This is a genomic window from Bacillus sp. JZ109, from assembly GCF_053903135.1.
This window is the reverse complement of sequence record NZ_CP096388.1, coordinates 3,838,034-3,854,960: the sequence shown is the minus strand read 5'-3', so window position 1 is coordinate 3,854,960 and position 16,927 is coordinate 3,838,034. Positions and strand designations below refer to the sequence as shown.

Genomic DNA, 16,927 nt, shown 5'->3' with positions numbered 1-16,927 from the left:
ATGTGGTATAATGGGCTCGCTATGTAAAGTACATATGCGTAACCCGTAAAACACAAAATACGAAATGACTGAAATCTTGGAGGACGAGGAAATGGCTTTTGAGGATATCCCTTTTTTGCAGTACCTCGGCAATGCCGTTGATATTCTCCTTGTTTGGTATGTGATATATAAATTGATTATGGTGATACGCGGCACGAAAGCGGTTCAGCTGTTAAAAGGAATTGTAGTCATCGTGCTTGTTCGTATGGCCAGCCAATATTTGGGCCTCAGCACACTTCAATGGCTGATGGACCAAGCGATAACATGGGGATTTTTAGCAATTATTATTATTTTTCAGCCTGAGCTGAGAAGAGCGCTTGAACAGCTAGGCCGCGGCCGCTTTTTTTCGAGGAGCGGCACGCCTGTTGAAGAAGCGCAGCAGAAAACGATTGAGGCCATTACAAAAGCGATCAATTATATGGCGAAACGCCGTATAGGCGCCCTGCTGACCATTGAGCGGGATACTGGAATGGGGGATTATATTGAGACCGGCATACCACTAAATGCCAAAGTCAGCTCTGAGCTGCTGATCAATATTTTTATTCCAAACACCCCGCTTCATGACGGTGCGGTGATTATGAAAAATAATGAAATTGCCGCAGCCGCCTGTTATCTGCCGCTTTCTGAGAGCCCGTTTATTTCAAAGGAACTGGGCACGCGGCACAGAGCGGCAGTCGGTATCAGTGAAGTAACAGACAGTTTGACGATTATTGTGTCTGAAGAGACCGGCGGCGTCAGTGTGGCAAAGAACGGCGACCTTCACAGAGAGCTTACAGAAGAAGCGCTGAAAGAAATGCTTGAAGCCGAGTTTAAGAAAAACACCAGAGACACTTCTTCTAACCGCTGGTATTGGAGGGGCAAGAAAAATGGATAAATTCTTAAACAACCGCTGGGCTGTGAAAATCATTGCTCTACTTTTCGCGCTCTTGCTTTATGTGGCGGTTAACAGCAACCAAGCACCGACTCCGAAAAAACCGGGTGAATCTTTCTTTCCGACATCAACAACTGATGAAGCAACTCTGACTGATATTCCGGTTAAAGCGTATTATGATGATGAAAATTACGTCGTGACGGGTGTTCCGCAAACGGTTAATGTCACGATAAAAGGCTCGACAAGCGCCGTGAAAAAGGCTCGGCAGACCAAGAACTTTGAAATATATGCTGATATGGAACATTTGAAAACCGGCACACATAAGGTTGAGCTTAAGGCCAAAAACGTGTCGGATGGGCTGACAATCTCAATTAATCCGTCTGTTACGACAGTGACCATTCAGGAACGGACGACCAAAAGTTTTCCCGTAGAAGTGGAGTACTACAACAAAAGCAAGATGAAAAAAGGCTATTCTCCGGAGCAGCCGATTGTCAGTCCGAAAAATGTGCAGATTACCGGATCGAAAAATGTCATCGATAATATTTCTCTTGTAAAAGCTTCAGTGAATTTGGAAAACGCAGATGAAACGATTGAAAAGGAAGCGAAAGTGACTGTCTATGATAAAGACGGAAACGCGCTTCCTGTCGACGTGGAGCCCTCGGTCATCAAGATTACCGTTCCGGTGACAAGCCCGAGTAAAAAAGTGCCCTTTAAAATTGAACGGACAGGAAGCCTTCCTGACGGTGTCAGCATAGCGAATATTGAATCCAGCCCCAGTGAGGTAACGGTTTACGGCTCACAGGATGTGTTGGATTCTCTTGAATTTATTGACGGCGTCAGCTTAGATTTAAGTAAAATTAACAAGGATTCCGATATCGAGGCAGATATTCCGCTTCCTGACGGTGTCAAAAAAATCTCACCGTCAAAGGTGACTTTGCATATAGAAGTCGATAGTGAAGCGGATCAGAAGTTCGAGAATGTCCCTATCAAGACTGTAGGGCTGAGCAGCTCACAAAACATTGAATTTCTTGATCCTGAATCACAAGCGATAGATGTAACGGCTAAAGGCTCTCCCACGAATATAAATAAACTGAAAAAATCAGATATTGAATTGTATGTGAATGTTTCAGATTTAGAGGACGGGGAGCATAGCGTGAAGCTTGAAGTGAACGGGCCACAGAATGTAACTTGGTCCTTGGGGCGGAAAACCGCCAAAATCAAGCTGACGTCTAAGAAAAGCAATACATCAACGAATGATAACAGCAGCAATACATCAGGGAACCAGGATGACACAGATAAACAAACAAATGATCAAAAGAACAATCAGCAAGAAGATACAAAGAACACTGATAAAAACAACAACGATCAAAACCAAGACGAAAATAAAGATCAAAACCAAGATCAGGATGAGGATGAATCCACTGCAAATTCACAATCCTCATCGGAATAAAAAAGGAGCGATTATAAAATGGGCAAGTATTTTGGAACAGACGGTGTAAGAGGTGTCGCCAATAGTGAGCTTACACCTGAGCTGGCCTTTAAAGTCGGACGTTTCGGCGGTTATGTGCTGACAAAAGACAAACAACGTCCAAAAGTGCTGATAGGCCGCGATACACGCATCTCCGGCCATATGCTGGAGGGAGCCCTTGTCGCCGGACTTTTATCCATTGGCGCAGAAGTCATGCGCCTGGGTGTCATTTCTACACCAGGTGTATCTTATTTGACAAAAGCGATGGATGCAGAGGCGGGCGTCATGATTTCCGCTTCTCATAACCCAGTGCAGGATAACGGCATCAAATTCTTTGGGGGAGATGGATTTAAGCTTTCTGATGAACAGGAGGCTGAAATTGAGCGCCTGATGGACGAACCTGAGGATAAGCTGCCAAGACCTGTCGGAGCAGACCTTGGACTTGTAAACGATTATTTTGAAGGCGGACAAAAATATCTGCAATTCTTAAAACAGACAGCTGATGAAGATTTCACAGGCATTCATGTGGCATTGGACTGTGCCCATGGCGCAACGTCATCCTTGGCGACACACCTGTTTGCTGATTTAGATGCAGATGTTTCTACAATGGGGACTTCCCCGAACGGATTAAACATTAATGACGGCGTCGGTTCGACTCATCCCGAAGCGCTCAGCGCGTTTGTCAAAGAGAAAAACGCGGATCTCGGTCTTGCGTTCGACGGTGACGGCGACCGCCTGATTGCTGTCGATGAAAAAGGAAATATTGTAGACGGCGACCAAATCATGTACATATGCTCAAAACATCTGAAATCAGAGGGCCGTTTAAAGGATGATACAGTGGTTTCAACCGTGATGAGCAACCTCGGCTTCTATAAGGCGCTCGAAAAAGAAGGCATCAAAAGCGTACAGACAGCTGTCGGCGACCGCTACGTAGTAGAAGCAATGAAAAAAGACGGCTACAACGTCGGCGGAGAACAGTCAGGACATCTTATTTTCCTTGATTACAACACGACAGGGGACGGATTATTGTCTGCTATTATGCTGATGAACACTTTGAAAGCAACAGGCAAGCCGCTGTCAGAGCTTGCAGCTGAAATGCAGAAGTTCCCGCAGCTGTTAGTCAATGTGAGAGTGACTGATAAATATAAAGTTGAAGAAAATGAAAAAGTAAAAGCAATTATTTCTGAAGTTGAAAAAGAAATGAACGGCGACGGCCGGATTTTGGTGCGCCCTTCAGGAACTGAACCGCTCGTCCGTGTCATGGCTGAAGCGAAGACGAAAGAGCTGTGCGATGAGTATGTCAATCGCATTGTTGAAGTCGTCCGGTCAGAAATGGGATTAGAGTAACGAAGTCTATTATCAGAGAGTGAACAAGACAAGCGAGGTTTACATAAGATAATTGTGAGACATACGGCAAAGTTGTTTAAAAAACAATTGACCGTTTATGCCACATGTTGTAAAATCAAGCTTGTCTTGTTCTTATTTTCTCAATAGGAAAAGAAGACGGGATTATTGCTTTACCTATAATTATAGCGCCCGAACTAAGCGCCCGGAAAAAGGCTTAGTTGACGAGGATGGAGGTTATCGAATTTTCGGCGGATGCCTCCCGGCTGAGTGTGCAGATCACAGCCGTAAGGATTTCTTCAAACCAAGGGGGTGACTCCTTGAACAAAGAGAAATCACATGATCTTCCAAAAAACATGTAGGAGGGGACGATTGAAAGTCCCCTTGAAATTTGACTTTCTTCGTCTCCTTTTACAATCTTAGGAGGAAGAAAAATATGTGTGGAATCGTAGGTTATATCGGTCAGCTTGATGCGAAGGAAATTTTATTAAAAGGGTTAGAAAAGCTTGAGTATCGCGGTTATGACTCTGCTGGTATTGCTGTTGCCAACGAACAGGGAATCCATGTGTTCAAAGAAAAAGGACGCATTGCAGATCTTCGTGAAGTTGTGGATGCCAATGTAGAAGCGAAAGCCGGAATTGGGCATACTCGCTGGGCGACACACGGCGAACCAAGCTATCTGAACGCTCACCCGCATCAAAGCGCACTGGGCCGCTTTACACTTGTTCATAACGGCGTGATCGAGAACTATGTTCAGCTGAAGCAAGAGTATTTGCAAGATGTAGAGCTCAAAAGTGACACCGATACAGAAGTAGTCGTTCAAGTAATCGAGCAATTCGTCAATGGAGGACTTGAGACAGAAGAAGCGTTCCGCAAAACACTTACACTGTTAAAAGGCTCTTATGCAATTGCTTTATTCGATAACGACAACAGAGAAACGATTTTTGTAGCGAAAAACAAAAGCCCTCTATTAGTAGGTCTTGGAGATACATTCAACGTCGTAGCATCTGATGCGATGGCGATGCTTCAAGTAACCAACGAATATGTTGAGCTGATGGATAAAGAAATGGTTATCGTCACTGATGACCAAGTTGTCATCAAAAACCTTGATGGTGACGTGATTACACGTGCGTCTTATATTGCTGAGCTTGATGCCAGTGATATCGAAAAAGGCACGTACCCTCACTACATGTTGAAAGAAACGGATGAGCAGCCTGTTGTTATGCGCAAAATCATCCAAACGTATCAAGATGAAAACGGCAAGCTGTCTGTGCCTGGCGATATCGCTGCCGCTGTAGCGGAAGCGGACCGCATCTATATCATTGGCTGCGGAACCAGCTACCATGCAGGACTTGTCGGTAAACAATATATTGAAATGTGGGCAAACGTGCCGGTTGAAGTGCATGTAGCGAGTGAATTCTCCTACAACATGCCGCTTCTGTCTAAGAAACCGCTCTTCATTTTCCTTTCTCAAAGCGGAGAAACAGCAGACAGCCGCGCGGTTCTCGTTCAAGTCAAAGCACTCGGACACAAAGCCCTGACAATCACAAACGTACCTGGATCAACGCTTTCTCGTGAAGCTGACTATACATTGCTGCTTCATGCAGGCCCTGAGATCGCTGTTGCGTCAACGAAAGCATACACTGCACAAATTGCAGTTCTTGCGGTTCTTGCTTCTGTGGCTGCTGACAAAAACGGCATCGATATCGGATTTGACCTCGTCAAAGAACTCGGTATCGCTGCAAACGCAATGGAAGCTCTATGCGACCAGAAAGACGAAATGGAAATGATCGCCCGTGAATACCTGACTGTATCCAGAAACGCTTTCTTCATCGGACGCGGCCTTGACTACTTCGTATGTGTCGAAGGCGCACTGAAGCTGAAAGAGATTTCTTACATCCAGGCAGAAGGTTTTGCCGGCGGTGAGCTGAAGCACGGAACGATTGCCTTGATCGAACAAGGAACACCAGTATTCGCACTGGCAACTCAAGAGCACGTAAACCTAAGCATCCGCGGAAACGTCAAAGAAGTTGCCGCTCGCGGAGCAAACACATGCATCATCTCACTAAAAGGCCTAGACGATGCGGATGACAGATTCGTACTGCCGGAAGTAAATCCAGCGCTTGCTCCGTTGGTATCTGTTGTTCCATTGCAGCTGATCGCTTACTATGCTGCACTGCATCGCGGCTGTGATGTTGATAAACCGCGTAACCTTGCGAAGAGTGTTACTGTGGAGTAATAAATGTTTAACCCCTTTGGATAAGATTATCTAAAGGGGTGTTTTTATGTCCAAAAGAGAAAGAACGTCTACAGTGGAAAAATGGATTAAAGAAGTTGATGGTACAGGACCCGAATATCGATCGGCCATAGCTATAGATTTAAGATGTTTCCACATAAGGTCGGTCAATCAGGTTAAAAGGCATTAAGACTTTTGCCTAACTGAGTTTTTTGATGTTAATACAGATATAAGAGAGCAGTTCCTCATTAAGATACGCTTTTGATAGCAGTTGGAATTTAGCATGCTAGAAATCCGAAAACCGGAGAGCCTATTGGAATGATAACGTTTTTTTTTATTGTCAATTAATAAAGGCAAAGAATTCTAGAAGTCGCACTTACAATGTACTTGTAGGCCTTAGGTTTTAAAGCTCATTCTTTTTTTATTGAGTACATTCCGGTTTAAGTTGAAATGATTCAGTAAAGGACACGCCATAAATAAAAGGTAGCGTATGACTCCCATGTTTTCCATGAAAACGATATTTCTAAGATTTCATCTTTCGTAGGCTTTCGATTCATATTACGTAATATTTTTATCGAACGAATTAGACCCACATCATCGATCGGAAAAGCTGTCGGGAACCTAAGGCAGCGCATTAGAACATAATTGGCTGTCCAAGGACCGATTCCTCGTATTTTAATTAAGTTTTTTTCAGCATCTTTAAAGTTCATTTTCATTAATTTTTCCCTCGATAATTCCCCACTTGCCATTAATCTGGCTATTCCAATGATATATTCACTTTTTTTTACCGTCATTTTAATATCTGCCAGGTCGGTAGGGGTTAACCGTGCAATTCGCTCGTACGGTGGGAACACCCAATACTTTTTACCATTCCATTCAATAGAATCGCCAAATGCTTCTACAAATTGCTTCTTTAAGGAGTACGCGAAGGCTAAGTTAATTTGTTGCCCTAAAACTCCCCAACATAAAGCTTCAAATAAATCGGGAATGCCGATCACTCGCAACCCATAAAATTTTCGGGCAGGCATTTTAAGTAATGGATCTGCTTTTGCCATTTCATAAAATGGAGTTAAATCGTTATCAAGATCAAACCATTCATGAATATATTTTACAATCTCTTCCCGTTTCCACTGCTCAACAGGTCTAGAATCGTTTAGGAATTGAACAATCATTTGTTTATTATTGATTACGCTTACCTGCACTAAGGACCGAATTTCCCCAATGGCTATAACTTTTGTAATGATATTGTTCTCTATTTCATACATGCATTCATTTTTTTCCCTGGTTAGGTAGCCAAGGTTAGCATTCATGTCGAAAATTTCAGGTAATGTAATGACAATAACATCATTGACTTCATGCCATGCCACTTTTTCTTTCTCCTTATCTTAAATAATTATAAGAAAACTCACGCTGGTTGAAATTAGTTTATCACATAATCATCTTTACTCATTTTGTTATCTTGCTATTACATTCTAACCATCTTATTTTTTTCTATTTATGAGGTTATAGTGTAGTTATCAAGAATGTTAAACGGGAGTAGATAAAAATGGCCCAAGATATAAAAATCGCGTGTCGAAAATTTAAATTGGGATTTAATTCAAAATGAATTAGATGAGCCATGTAAGGACAGGTGAGATAAATGCCGGATAATATCAATAACGGACATAAAGAGAGCCATGATCATAGAATTTTGAATGATGCAGAAATAATAACAGATGAAAAGTGGCAAGCAATTATAAATAATGATGCAACGTATAATAATCAATTTTTCTACGCTGTAAAGTCGACAGGGGTATTCTGTAAACCATCCTGTAAATCTCGTGTTCCGAAAAAAGAAAATGTATGTATTTTTCCAAACGCAGAACAAGCTCTCCGCGCAAATTTTCGCCCTTGTAAACGTTGCAAGCCCACTAATGAAAAAATGCCTGATCGCGAGTGGGTTGATTTAATTACTGAATATATTGATAAAAATTTCTCAGAAAAATTAACGCTAGAATCGTTAGCAGATATTTGTCATGGGAGTCCGTATCATCTGCATCGAACATTTAAAAAAATTAAAGGCATTACACTGGTTGAGTATATACAACAAGTTAGAGTACACGCGGCTAAAAAGTATTTGATTCAGACAAATAAAGCGATTGGAGATATCGCTACATGTGTGGGTATGGCTAACGCGCCTTATTTTATTACTTTATTTAAAAAGAAAACTGGACAGACACCAGCACAATTTCGTCAAATGAGTAAAATGGAGGAAACGTACAATGGAAACAAAGAATAAAGCAACCCTTTATTGGTCTTTATTAATGTTCAAGGATTGGAATTTTTATATTGCTTCAACTTTAAAGGGGCTTGTGTTTGTAGGCTCACAGAACAAACCAATCGAGGAATTGTTCGAATGGGCTAAGAAACGCTTTCCAGGAAGTCTTCTTGTTGAAGATGATGATAAGCTTGAACCCTATGCCGTTGAAATCACTCAATATCTAGAAGGAAAGCGGAAAAACTTTACTGTTCCAGTTGAGTACGCCGGTACGCAATTTCAGATAGCCGTCTGGAATGCACTTTGTGAAATTCCTTATGGACAGACGAAATCCTATTCCGACATTGCAAATGATATAAATAAACCAGCAGCTGTTCGTGCTGTAGGTGCGGCTATTGGGGCTAATCCGGTATTAATTACTGTACCGTGCCATCGTGTAATAGGAAAGAATGGCTCATTAACTGGCTATCGGGGCGGATTTGAAATGAAGACACTGCTCCTCGATCTGGAAAAGCGAGCTTCATCTGAAATGGATGTTCCTCATTGAAAGTGAATCATCTATAATGGGTTGGATTATTTTAGAGGAAAGTAAAGACCAGTTTACTGATAAACTTGACAACTTTTAAAATTTATCATATCTTATACGTAACTTAATAATCGATGCCGATGTTTATTTTTCCTTTTAAAATATGTAGGCCTTTAGCATTCTTTTCATATTTCATTTTAAATATTGATAGGATGAAAAAGCATCCTAACTAAAAAGGAAGAGAAACATAAGTCGATTTATTTGATAATCAGGACTATATTAAAGGAAATTAAACATAGCATAAAGTAAAGACCAATAATAAGGTAGCTCTTCAAAAAACTTCGCTGAAGTTAGTTGAAGTGAAGCCGACAATTTTCAGGATTCAATGATCTAACATAATCATTGAAATTTTGAAGTTGTCGGCTTTTTTGTTGGAAAAAAATAGAGATAAATAAAAATTGAAATAAATAATAGACAAATATGATCTGATTGAAAGGTCTTTTGACCAATAATGAGTTTTAAAAAAGGGAGAATTTAGAATGTTAGTTTCGCTGAGTTTGTCATCATTATTAACATTATTTTTTATTATGCTTATGGCTTCTGGGATTAGTGGACTATTGTTTTTACATCCGCGAGTACCCTTGAGTTTTGTTCGCATTCATATTGGGATCTTGGCTTTACCACTTTTGGTTTCCTTACTGATTCTTGCCAATAGTGGTGTGAGTGGAAATGTTGGCCCTTGGCACTTAGATTCCTTAGCTTGTTTAATGACTTTCTTTGTTCTTGCAATTGGATTCATCATTCAGCGTTTTTCTGTACGTTACTTAATGGGGGATCGATCTTATCGAAAATATTTTACGCTTTTTACTTTCACAACAGGAGCTGCTTCAATGACATGGTTAAGTGGTGATCTCCGCTTGATGGTTCTATTTTGGGGAGCGACTCTTGTTGGATTAACCTTACTTATTAGGTTAAACAGTGCTTGGCAAGTGGCTAGTGAAGCAGCCAAAATTTCTGGACGGTTATTTTTGTTAAGTTGGTTTTCTTTGTTTTTTGCGATGACGTGGCTTTTTCATGCCACAGGTCAATGGCAGTTATCATTGGTTGTAACAAATGAAAGTATAGCTGGGCTGGGAGAATGGGAGAGAACAGGGATTCAGCTATTGATTGTACTGGCGGTGATCATTCCTGCAGCTCAATGGCCGTTCCAAAGATGGTTGGTTGAGTCTATTGTTGCTCCAACCCCTGTTTCTGCAATTATGCATGCAGGTTTAGTAAATGCAGGAGGAATAATACTAACTCGATTTTCACCTCTATTTCATGGTGGTATCGCTTCGATTATCTTACTTCTGCTTGCTAGCATTTCTGTATTGATTGGAACTGGAATTAGTTTAGTCCAGGTTGATTATAAACGTCAGTTAGTAGGCTCCACGATTGGACAAATGGGGTTTATGCTCATTCAGTGTGCATTAGGCGCCTATATAGCAGCCATTATTCATCTTATTTTACATGGTTTATTCAAAGCTACGTTGTTTCTACAAGCTGGTTCAGCAGTAGGGCGTCATGAAGTATCGGCTCGCACTAATGAAAGAACATCCTATTTATGGGTCATGGCTGGTCGGATTTTATCCTTAGTAATAGGCGTTGCTTTTTGGCTCGCTGCTCCTGGAGAGGGATATCAATTCATTAGTGCGCTGATCTTAGGGTGGTCATTGTCCGTTTCTTGGAATCAGCTTGTCGCTTTTGGAGAGGGTCGAATTGGCCGAATTGCCGGCTTAACTGTTTTAGGAGGAGCAGCCCTCGTATATTTTATCATTCATAACCTTTTCTATAAGTGGCTGCATACAACCATTTTTCAAAGTGTTCAACCTCCAATGTCAGCTGTCATGATTGTCGTATGTCTCTTATTATTTGGCAGTGCTTTAGGTACATGGGTTGCTCGTTATCGTTCTTCCGTTTTTTTCGCGGTGCTCTATCTTTGGTTAGTTCGATTAGGTGAAGCAAAACCAAAGTCAGTAGAGAGTCACCCAGACTACCTTAAACAATATATTTCATAAGGAGCTAATCTGAGATGGGCATTACATCCGTATTAACGAAAGATAATGTAAAAAAGATAGATACAGATATTGATGTTCAAGAAAGGGATCTTAACGTTTTCATTACATCTGCCAGCCGAGTGATTGCGCCACTTTGGCCTATTTCTACATTTGCTGCACGTAATCCGTGGATGGGACTTGAAAACCAACCTTTTGATCAGGTTGCAAGTTGGTTGAAAAACACTCGCGATGTTGATATATACCCTAGTGCGTCTATGATCCGTTCAGCAAAGAATAAAGGTGAGATTGATGAAGATTTTGTGGAAATGGGGCTGCAGCGTTGGCTTGATTCACATTCTTATCACATCCCACGGGACGTGGCAGAGCGATTTTGTCATGCTGCATTAAAGTTAGATCCCCTGCCTTCCGACCTTTTATCATCACATGAGCTGGAGAAATTAGTAGGTGAATGTAGTGGATTGGATCATATCGAGAATGTGTTTATGCAACCACTAAGTTCGTATATAGAGAATCAAGATGGTGAAAGGCTAGTCAATATACTAGATCATCATGTCATTAAGTGGAGTAAATTATATCTTGATGACTCTCAAGCAGGCTGGACAATGCCTAATCGTGAGGAAGGTTTCTATCGTGCTTGGCAGCATCTTATTCAATATGATCCAGCACTTAGCAAAAAGCAACGGGAAAGGGTAAAGGGTTGGCCGAAAGAGGCACATTTGGCTTTACAGAAAGCTTTATTCGCACTAGAAATCCCAGAGTCAGAAATCCAGACTTATCTTGAAGGTCATTTACTTTCATTACCTGGATGGGCAGGGATGATGCTTTGGCGCTCCCAGCAATCGAGCCACGAACATGCACTCCTAACAGAATATTTAGCGGTTCGAATATCCATGGAGTGGGCTCTTATAAAGCCATATTTACCTTTGACTAATGAACGATCTAAGAAAACAATTTCAATTGCTCCCCTTATAGCAGCTTGGATTCATTGGGGTGGGCTTACATTAGAAGAATGGTCACAGATGACGGCCATTGAACAAAACGAATATTTATCATTTGCCTACAGCTTTGATGAGAAACTTCGCAAGAAACTTTGGTTAGAAGCTTGGGAACAAACGTACACTGATCGATTAAGCCAGAAGATCATCTCAAAACTACGTGAAACCGGCCGTAAAAAATCTGCATTAGCTCAATTAGCATTCTGCATCGATGTACGATCAGAACCTTTTCGTCGTCAACTAGAAAAAGAAGGCCCGTTTGAAACGATTGGTATTGCTGGTTTCTTCGGGGTGCCGATTGCAACTTGTGAACTTGGCAGTAAACACAGTCATGCTTCCTTGCCGATCATACAAAAACCGCAAAATAAAATAAAAGAGTTCGCAGATGAGGATGTATTCAAAAAATACAATCAACGGAAGCAAGCAATTCATTCTTTAAGCCATACCTTTAAAACGATGAAGCAGAATGCGCTTTCGAGCTTACTACTGCCTGAGCTAAGCGGACCTTGGCTTACTCTGCAAATGGCAGCCCGTAGCTTTGTGCCAAGAAAGGCGGGTCGTTTCATTCGTAATCTCCGTGAGGCTTGGTTGCGCAAACCTGATACAAAACTCTCGCTTCATCATGATACTACAGAGGCAGAAATACCTGTGGGTTTTACTGATGAAGAAAAAGTGAACTATGCTCGCCAAGCATTAAAAATGATGGGGTTAACAGAAAACATCGCACCATTGGTCGTGATCTGCGGGCATGGCAGTCAAAGCACTAATAATCCTTATTCCGCAGCCCTTGATTGTGGTGCCTGCGGTGGAGCGGCCGGTGGATTTAATGCAAGAGTTTTAGCTGCTTTATGTAATCTATCAGAGGTACGAGAAGCTCTTTTAACTGAAGGAATTAAAATCCCTGAGGATACGGTTTTTGCGGCAGCTGAACATAATACAACGGTGGATGAATTACATTGGCTTTATGTACCAGAGCTTTCCGAAGCTGCACAAGAAGCATTTGAACAAATTGAAGCTGTTATGCCGAAAGTGAGACATCATGTAAACGCAGAACGTCTAGCCCAATTACCGAATTTCCAATCGAAGCTAAAAAATCCGAAGGCTGAGGCAAACCGATTTGCGGAAGATTGGAGTGAGATACGTCCGGAATGGGGACTGGCTCGTAATGCCGCCTTTATTATCGGTAAACGTGAACTAACTCAGGATTGTGATTTGGAAGGCAGAGCCTTTCTCCATAATTATGATTGGAAGCAGGATGAAAGCGGTGAACTCCTAGCAAATATTATTGCAGGACCTGGAACTGTAGCCCAATGGATTAATTTACAATATTACGCATCAACAGTAGCACCTCATTATTATGGCAGCGGAAATAAAGCAACTCAAACCGTTACTGCAGGTCTCGGCGTTATGCAGGGGAATGCAAGCGACTTGTTAGCCGGACTGCCTTGGCAATCCGTCATGGAATCAGATCACGAGGCCTATCATTCTCCTCTTCGTTTATTGATACTCATCCAAGCACCTAGAGAATATGTAGAACGGTTATTAAATCATGACTCAGCATTTCTGCAAAAAGTTCAAAATGGATGGGTCCGACTGGCTAATATTGATCCAGAAGGATGTTGGGAAAGCTGGTAATGATGAATCTAAGCATTTATCAAATGGATTTGTTATTCAAAATAAAAATAATAAACATAAGGAAGAGGTGTGCTGTATGAATGTAAACCAAAATAAAAAAGTATTATTTTTGACGGATATTGAAAACGGTTTGGAGCCTATTTTACAAGAAGCGACTAACACTTCTGCAGAGAATATGTTGACTATACAAAGCTATGGTGCCAGTATTTCACATCCTTATGGAGAAATCATGAGGTCTATTATTTTTGCGATTTACCAGGAAGATGTTGAGGAGATTTTTGTAGTAGGAACAAAAGATAAGAAGACTTCCGCAGGTAATGGACTAACTCAACTTGAAACAATGAAAGATAAAATACAAACATTGGATTATCTCTTTCAAAATTGCAAGCCTGAATTTTTAGGTGGTACGGTCGATGAATGGCTAAATGAAAATAGCAGTGACACCATTGAAAAAAGTGTTGATATGATTCGACGTCATCCCCTAGTGCCGTCATATGTTAAAGTTAAAGGTTTATTCGTTCATCATAATGATGGAAAACCCTCAATCGTGGAGGTTCCTGATGTTAAAACAGGTCAAGCCTTACCTGATCATTGCTTGTCACGATGAAATGCAGGTTCAACTTCTAAACGCACCCATATATGGAGAAAGCAGTTCTAAGGAGATTGTATGAGCGCTAATTTAACTGATTTTGTCACGAAAACAATCGAGGAAATGAACTCGTTTGATCGTGAAAATATGGAATGTATGAAAAAACTAATTAGAAAAGCAATTGATTTTTATCATCTAAAATCTTATGAAGAAGTTGAGGAAACCCATTCAGGAAACGTTCGATTTTTGCATGTCCACTCTATGATGGAAGAAAATATGTTATCCAAAATGATAGTGGTCACAAGAAACGGTAAAACTGATTTGGATATTGAAGGTGTATATGAAGGATATGTTGTAAGAGAATATTAATGAGATGAAATCACAAATAGAATATGCCAATTTTTTTGCTCAGGAGATGTATTAGATATGAAAAAGTCGAAGGGTTCTATTGAATCAGAGATCAGTAAGTCCATTACTCAATGGGAGAAGGATTATCTTGGGCGGGGGTCTGTATCTGTTAAGACTGATATACTGCGGGACATGATCATCGTCAATTTAAAAGGGATTTTAACACCAGCTGAATATGTAGTTTGTGGATCAAAAGAGGGTATGTTATCTATCAAACAAACTCGTTCGGAGTTAGTCGAATCAGGTATAGAAGGCCTTAAGGATATTATCTTAAAAATAACCGGAGAAAAAGTGAAAAGTTTTCATACTGATTTAAGCTCCCGGACAGGTGAACGAGTGATGGTGTTTAAATTATGTAATGATCTAGAGAAAAATTTGGAAAAGATCTTATAATCTAAAGAAAATAAATGTTTTGACGGTATGGAATTTGTTGTGAATTGAACATAATGAACTGCCGATTCTTTTGTTTTACAATTATGGCATCATTGATAACTTTTATTCATATCCTAAGCGGACATAAAGAGATGTCAATTCATAGTATACTGTCTTGTTATTCCTGTCGAAAGATCTAACATCCGCTGTTGTTATGAGCGGATGTTTTTTTACATCTATTTTAAATACATGAATTTGATGCTGGTGATTAGTCACTTGAACAATATTTGAAAAAATCCTTGTCACCTGCCGGGTTCCCCCAAGTGTTTAGTGACACAATTATGAGACCAATTTCGTAAAGCTTGATGATGAATTTAAGCGGTGAACAAAATTGATATGCTGTCTTCAGTTTCATTTCACGGAATTAGCTTTAATTAAATATATCCAAAAAAACGGATTGACATATCGAAATATAACGATATAATAATCGATATGGAACCAATTGAAGTATTCAAAGCCTTATCAAATGAATCAAGGCTGCAAATTTTGCAATGGCTGAAGGAACCGGATCGTCATTTTGCACCCCATGAAGGGATTGATATGAACACAATCGGGGTATGTGTCAGTCAAATAACAGACAAATTGAAAATGACGCAATCGACGGCTTCCCAATATCTTACCATCCTTTTAAGAGCCGGCCTAATTAAGGCGGAGCGTATTGGAAAGTACACGTATTACAAAAGAGATGAAGAAGCCATTGGGAAACTTGCTGACTTTCTTAAAACAGAGATATAAAAATAAACATCAAAAGATGTTTATTTTTACACCATACATATCGACATATTACGATGTGTTTATTTTTTATAATAACATATCGATAATTCGTGATATGTTTATTAATAATTGAGGAGTGAATGTTTTATGTCTAACACTTGGAAAATTTATATTTTAGCCATTGTCAGCTTTTTAGTTGGAACCTCAGAGTACATCATTTCGGGAATTTTGGATCAAATTGCTCATACTCTCGGGATCACTTTAGCTGCCGCGGGCCAGCTCATTACCATTTTCTCACTTGTATATGCTCTGTCTACACCCGTACTTATGGCGTTGACAGCAAGTATGGATAGACGCAAATTGATGATGTATGCCCTAGGTTTGTTTGTGTTCGGTAATGTCCTGGCTTTTGTACTGCCTGGTTATGGATGGTTTATTGCAGCGCGGATCATTATGGCGATGGGAGCAGGTGTGGTTGTTGTCACCGCATTAACGATTGCGGCTAAGATTGCATCGGAAGGGAAGCAGGGCAGTGCCATCGCTACGGTCGTGATGGGATTTACCGCTTCTTTAATCATTGGTGTTCCGCTTGGAAGAATGATAGCAGTTGCACTAGGCTGGAAGTCTGTATTTGGAGCCATTGCTTTGTTGGGATTGATCGCAATGGTCGTTATTTTCTTTACTCTTCCGCATACTGAAGGGGATAAGCCTGTGCCTTTGCTTCAACAGCTTGCTCTTTTCAAAAAACGGAAAGTGGCTATGGGATTATCAATCACTTTCTTCTGGCTCGGGGGATATTCTGTTGCTTACACTTATTTGTCACCGTATCTCTTGAACATCTCAGGTATAAATGGCAAGCTGCTCAGCGGTGTTTTGCTTATTTTTGGAATTGCCAGTTTGGTTGGATCGAAGTTTGGGGGATATAGCACCGATAAATGGGGAGTGCCCTTTACACTCGTTGGCGGGATGACGTTGCATATCGTCACACTGATTCTGCTGTCACTTGTTACTCATTCCTATATCGGAGTGTTGGTGATTCTCATATTATGGTCGTTTGCCGCATGGTCCACCGGTCCGACACAGCAATTTCACCTGGCTACCATAGAACCGGAAATGTCAGGTGTTTTGCTTAGCATGAATCAGTCAATGATGCAATTCGCCATGGCGGTCGGCGCAGGAATAGGAGGGGTTTTTGTGGAAAACGTATCATTGGCCTCGATTACCTGGGTTGGTGCGTTAGGGGTTATGATTGCCATTATTGCATCATTGCTGATTTTCAATTCGCAACCGAAACAAGCGCTAAAAGATATCAATCAATAATTTCGAAAGATCTAACATCCGCTCGTTATACAAGCG

At 40.9% G+C, this 16,927-nt stretch carries 15 protein-coding genes; 14 read left to right on the top strand and 1 reads right to left on the bottom strand.

Features of this window, described 5'->3' with window-relative positions; all coding sequences use genetic code 11:
• Nucleotides 1-91: 91 nt before the first annotated feature.
• From cdaA to M1D94_RS20140, 5 genes are all read left to right on the top strand, one after another.
• The gene (gene cdaA, locus M1D94_RS20160; protein WP_003223651.1) at nucleotides 92-913 is read left to right on the top strand and encodes a diadenylate cyclase CdaA; all 822 of its coding nucleotides are present in this window, start codon (nucleotides 92-94) and stop codon (nucleotides 911-913) included.
• Complete coding sequence (cdaR, locus tag M1D94_RS20155) at nucleotides 906-2,360, top strand: CdaA regulatory protein CdaR (protein WP_032724771.1); 1,455 nt, start codon at nucleotides 906-908, stop codon at nucleotides 2,358-2,360. The genes cdaA and cdaR overlap by 8 nt, the downstream gene beginning before the upstream one ends.
• An 18-nt stretch (nucleotides 2,361-2,378) precedes the next feature.
• A complete protein-coding gene (gene glmM, locus M1D94_RS20150; RefSeq protein ID WP_015382618.1) occupies nucleotides 2,379-3,725 on the top strand; it encodes a phosphoglucosamine mutase in 1,347 nt (448 codons plus the stop codon).
• A gap of 433 nt (nucleotides 3,726-4,158) precedes the next feature.
• On the top strand, nucleotides 4,159-5,961 hold the full coding sequence (gene glmS / locus M1D94_RS20145; protein ID WP_015252962.1) for a glutamine--fructose-6-phosphate transaminase (isomerizing): 1,803 nt from the start codon (nucleotides 4,159-4,161) through the stop codon (nucleotides 5,959-5,961).
• 46 nt (nucleotides 5,962-6,007) lie between these two features.
• The gene (locus M1D94_RS20140) at nucleotides 6,008-6,148 is read left to right on the top strand and encodes a hypothetical protein (protein WP_125121490.1); all 141 of its coding nucleotides are present in this window, start codon (nucleotides 6,008-6,010) and stop codon (nucleotides 6,146-6,148) included.
• A 265-nt stretch (nucleotides 6,149-6,413) separates the two neighbouring features.
• Here the strand turns inward: M1D94_RS20140 and alkA are convergent, their stop codons facing one another.
• Nucleotides 6,414-7,325 carry a DNA-3-methyladenine glycosidase II gene (alkA, locus tag M1D94_RS20135; protein ID WP_032724774.1) on the bottom strand — a complete coding sequence of 304 codons (912 nt, stop codon included), beginning with the start codon at nucleotides 7,323-7,325 and terminating at the stop codon, nucleotides 6,414-6,416.
• Between the two features lie 272 nt (nucleotides 7,326-7,597).
• Here alkA and adaA point away from each other — a divergent pair, with 272 nt between their 5' ends.
• From adaA to M1D94_RS20090, 9 genes are all read left to right on the top strand, one after another.
• On the top strand, nucleotides 7,598-8,236 hold the full coding sequence (gene adaA / locus M1D94_RS20130; RefSeq protein ID WP_038827950.1) for a bifunctional transcriptional activator/DNA repair enzyme AdaA: 639 nt from the start codon (nucleotides 7,598-7,600) through the stop codon (nucleotides 8,234-8,236).
• Nucleotides 8,220-8,762 carry a methylated-DNA--[protein]-cysteine S-methyltransferase gene (gene adaB / locus M1D94_RS20125; RefSeq protein WP_032724778.1) on the top strand — a complete coding sequence of 181 codons (543 nt, stop codon included), beginning with the start codon at nucleotides 8,220-8,222 and terminating at the stop codon, nucleotides 8,760-8,762. Before adaA ends, adaB begins: the two co-directional genes overlap by 17 nt.
• A gap of 518 nt (nucleotides 8,763-9,280) precedes the next feature.
• On the top strand, nucleotides 9,281-10,798 hold the full coding sequence (locus tag M1D94_RS20120) for an NADH dehydrogenase subunit 5 (protein WP_072173700.1): 1,518 nt from the start codon (nucleotides 9,281-9,283) through the stop codon (nucleotides 10,796-10,798).
• Nucleotides 10,799-10,812: 14 nt separating this feature from the next.
• A complete protein-coding gene (locus M1D94_RS20115; RefSeq protein WP_456270324.1) occupies nucleotides 10,813-13,428 on the top strand; it encodes a DUF2309 domain-containing protein in 2,616 nt (871 codons plus the stop codon).
• 76 nt (nucleotides 13,429-13,504) lie between these two features.
• Nucleotides 13,505-14,035 (top strand): carbonic anhydrase, encoded by a 531-nt coding sequence (locus tag M1D94_RS20110; protein WP_232567382.1) that lies wholly within the window; start codon nucleotides 13,505-13,507, stop codon nucleotides 14,033-14,035.
• Nucleotides 14,036-14,095: 60 nt separating this feature from the next.
• On the top strand, nucleotides 14,096-14,386 hold the full coding sequence (locus M1D94_RS20105) for a DUF6407 family protein (protein ID WP_014475635.1): 291 nt from the start codon (nucleotides 14,096-14,098) through the stop codon (nucleotides 14,384-14,386).
• A gap of 57 nt (nucleotides 14,387-14,443) precedes the next feature.
• Entirely contained in the window at nucleotides 14,444-14,818 is a 375-nt protein-coding gene (locus M1D94_RS20100; protein ID WP_003246482.1) for a DUF2294 domain-containing protein, read from the top strand.
• 471 nt (nucleotides 14,819-15,289) lie between these two features.
• Complete coding sequence (locus tag M1D94_RS20095) at nucleotides 15,290-15,592, top strand: ArsR/SmtB family transcription factor (RefSeq protein WP_003234907.1); 303 nt, start codon at nucleotides 15,290-15,292, stop codon at nucleotides 15,590-15,592.
• Nucleotides 15,593-15,718: 126 nt separating this feature from the next.
• Nucleotides 15,719-16,891, top strand: a complete 1,173-nt coding sequence (locus tag M1D94_RS20090) for an MFS transporter (RefSeq protein ID WP_015252953.1) — start codon at nucleotides 15,719-15,721, stop codon at nucleotides 16,889-16,891.
• Nucleotides 16,892-16,927: the final 36 nt, after the last annotated feature.

Bases quoted from the DNA above. Each gene is read 5' to 3' on its own strand.
- M1D94_RS20095 (WP_003234907.1), top strand. From the start codon at position 15,290: ATGGAACCAATTGAAGTATTCAAAGCCTTATCAAATGAATCAAGGCTG.
- glmM (WP_015382618.1), top strand. From the start codon at position 2,379: ATGGGCAAGTATTTTGGAACAGACGGTGTAAGAGGTGTCGCCAATAGT.
- glmS (WP_015252962.1), top strand. From the start codon at position 4,159: ATGTGTGGAATCGTAGGTTATATCGGTCAGCTTGATGCGAAGGAAATT.
- M1D94_RS20110 (WP_232567382.1), top strand. From the start codon at position 13,505: ATGAATGTAAACCAAAATAAAAAAGTATTATTTTTGACGGATATTGAA.
- adaA (WP_038827950.1), top strand. From the start codon at position 7,598: ATGCCGGATAATATCAATAACGGACATAAAGAGAGCCATGATCATAGA.
- M1D94_RS20105 (WP_014475635.1), top strand. From the start codon at position 14,096: ATGAGCGCTAATTTAACTGATTTTGTCACGAAAACAATCGAGGAAATG.
- M1D94_RS20120 (WP_072173700.1), top strand. From the start codon at position 9,281: ATGTTAGTTTCGCTGAGTTTGTCATCATTATTAACATTATTTTTTATT.
- cdaR (WP_032724771.1), top strand. From the start codon at position 906: ATGGATAAATTCTTAAACAACCGCTGGGCTGTGAAAATCATTGCTCTA.
- M1D94_RS20100 (WP_003246482.1), top strand. From the start codon at position 14,444: ATGAAAAAGTCGAAGGGTTCTATTGAATCAGAGATCAGTAAGTCCATT.
- M1D94_RS20140 (WP_125121490.1), top strand. From the start codon at position 6,008: ATGTCCAAAAGAGAAAGAACGTCTACAGTGGAAAAATGGATTAAAGAA.
- M1D94_RS20090 (WP_015252953.1), top strand. From the start codon at position 15,719: ATGTCTAACACTTGGAAAATTTATATTTTAGCCATTGTCAGCTTTTTA.
- cdaA (WP_003223651.1), top strand. From the start codon at position 92: ATGGCTTTTGAGGATATCCCTTTTTTGCAGTACCTCGGCAATGCCGTT.
- adaB (WP_032724778.1), top strand. From the start codon at position 8,220: ATGGAAACAAAGAATAAAGCAACCCTTTATTGGTCTTTATTAATGTTC.
- M1D94_RS20115 (WP_456270324.1), top strand. From the start codon at position 10,813: ATGGGCATTACATCCGTATTAACGAAAGATAATGTAAAAAAGATAGAT.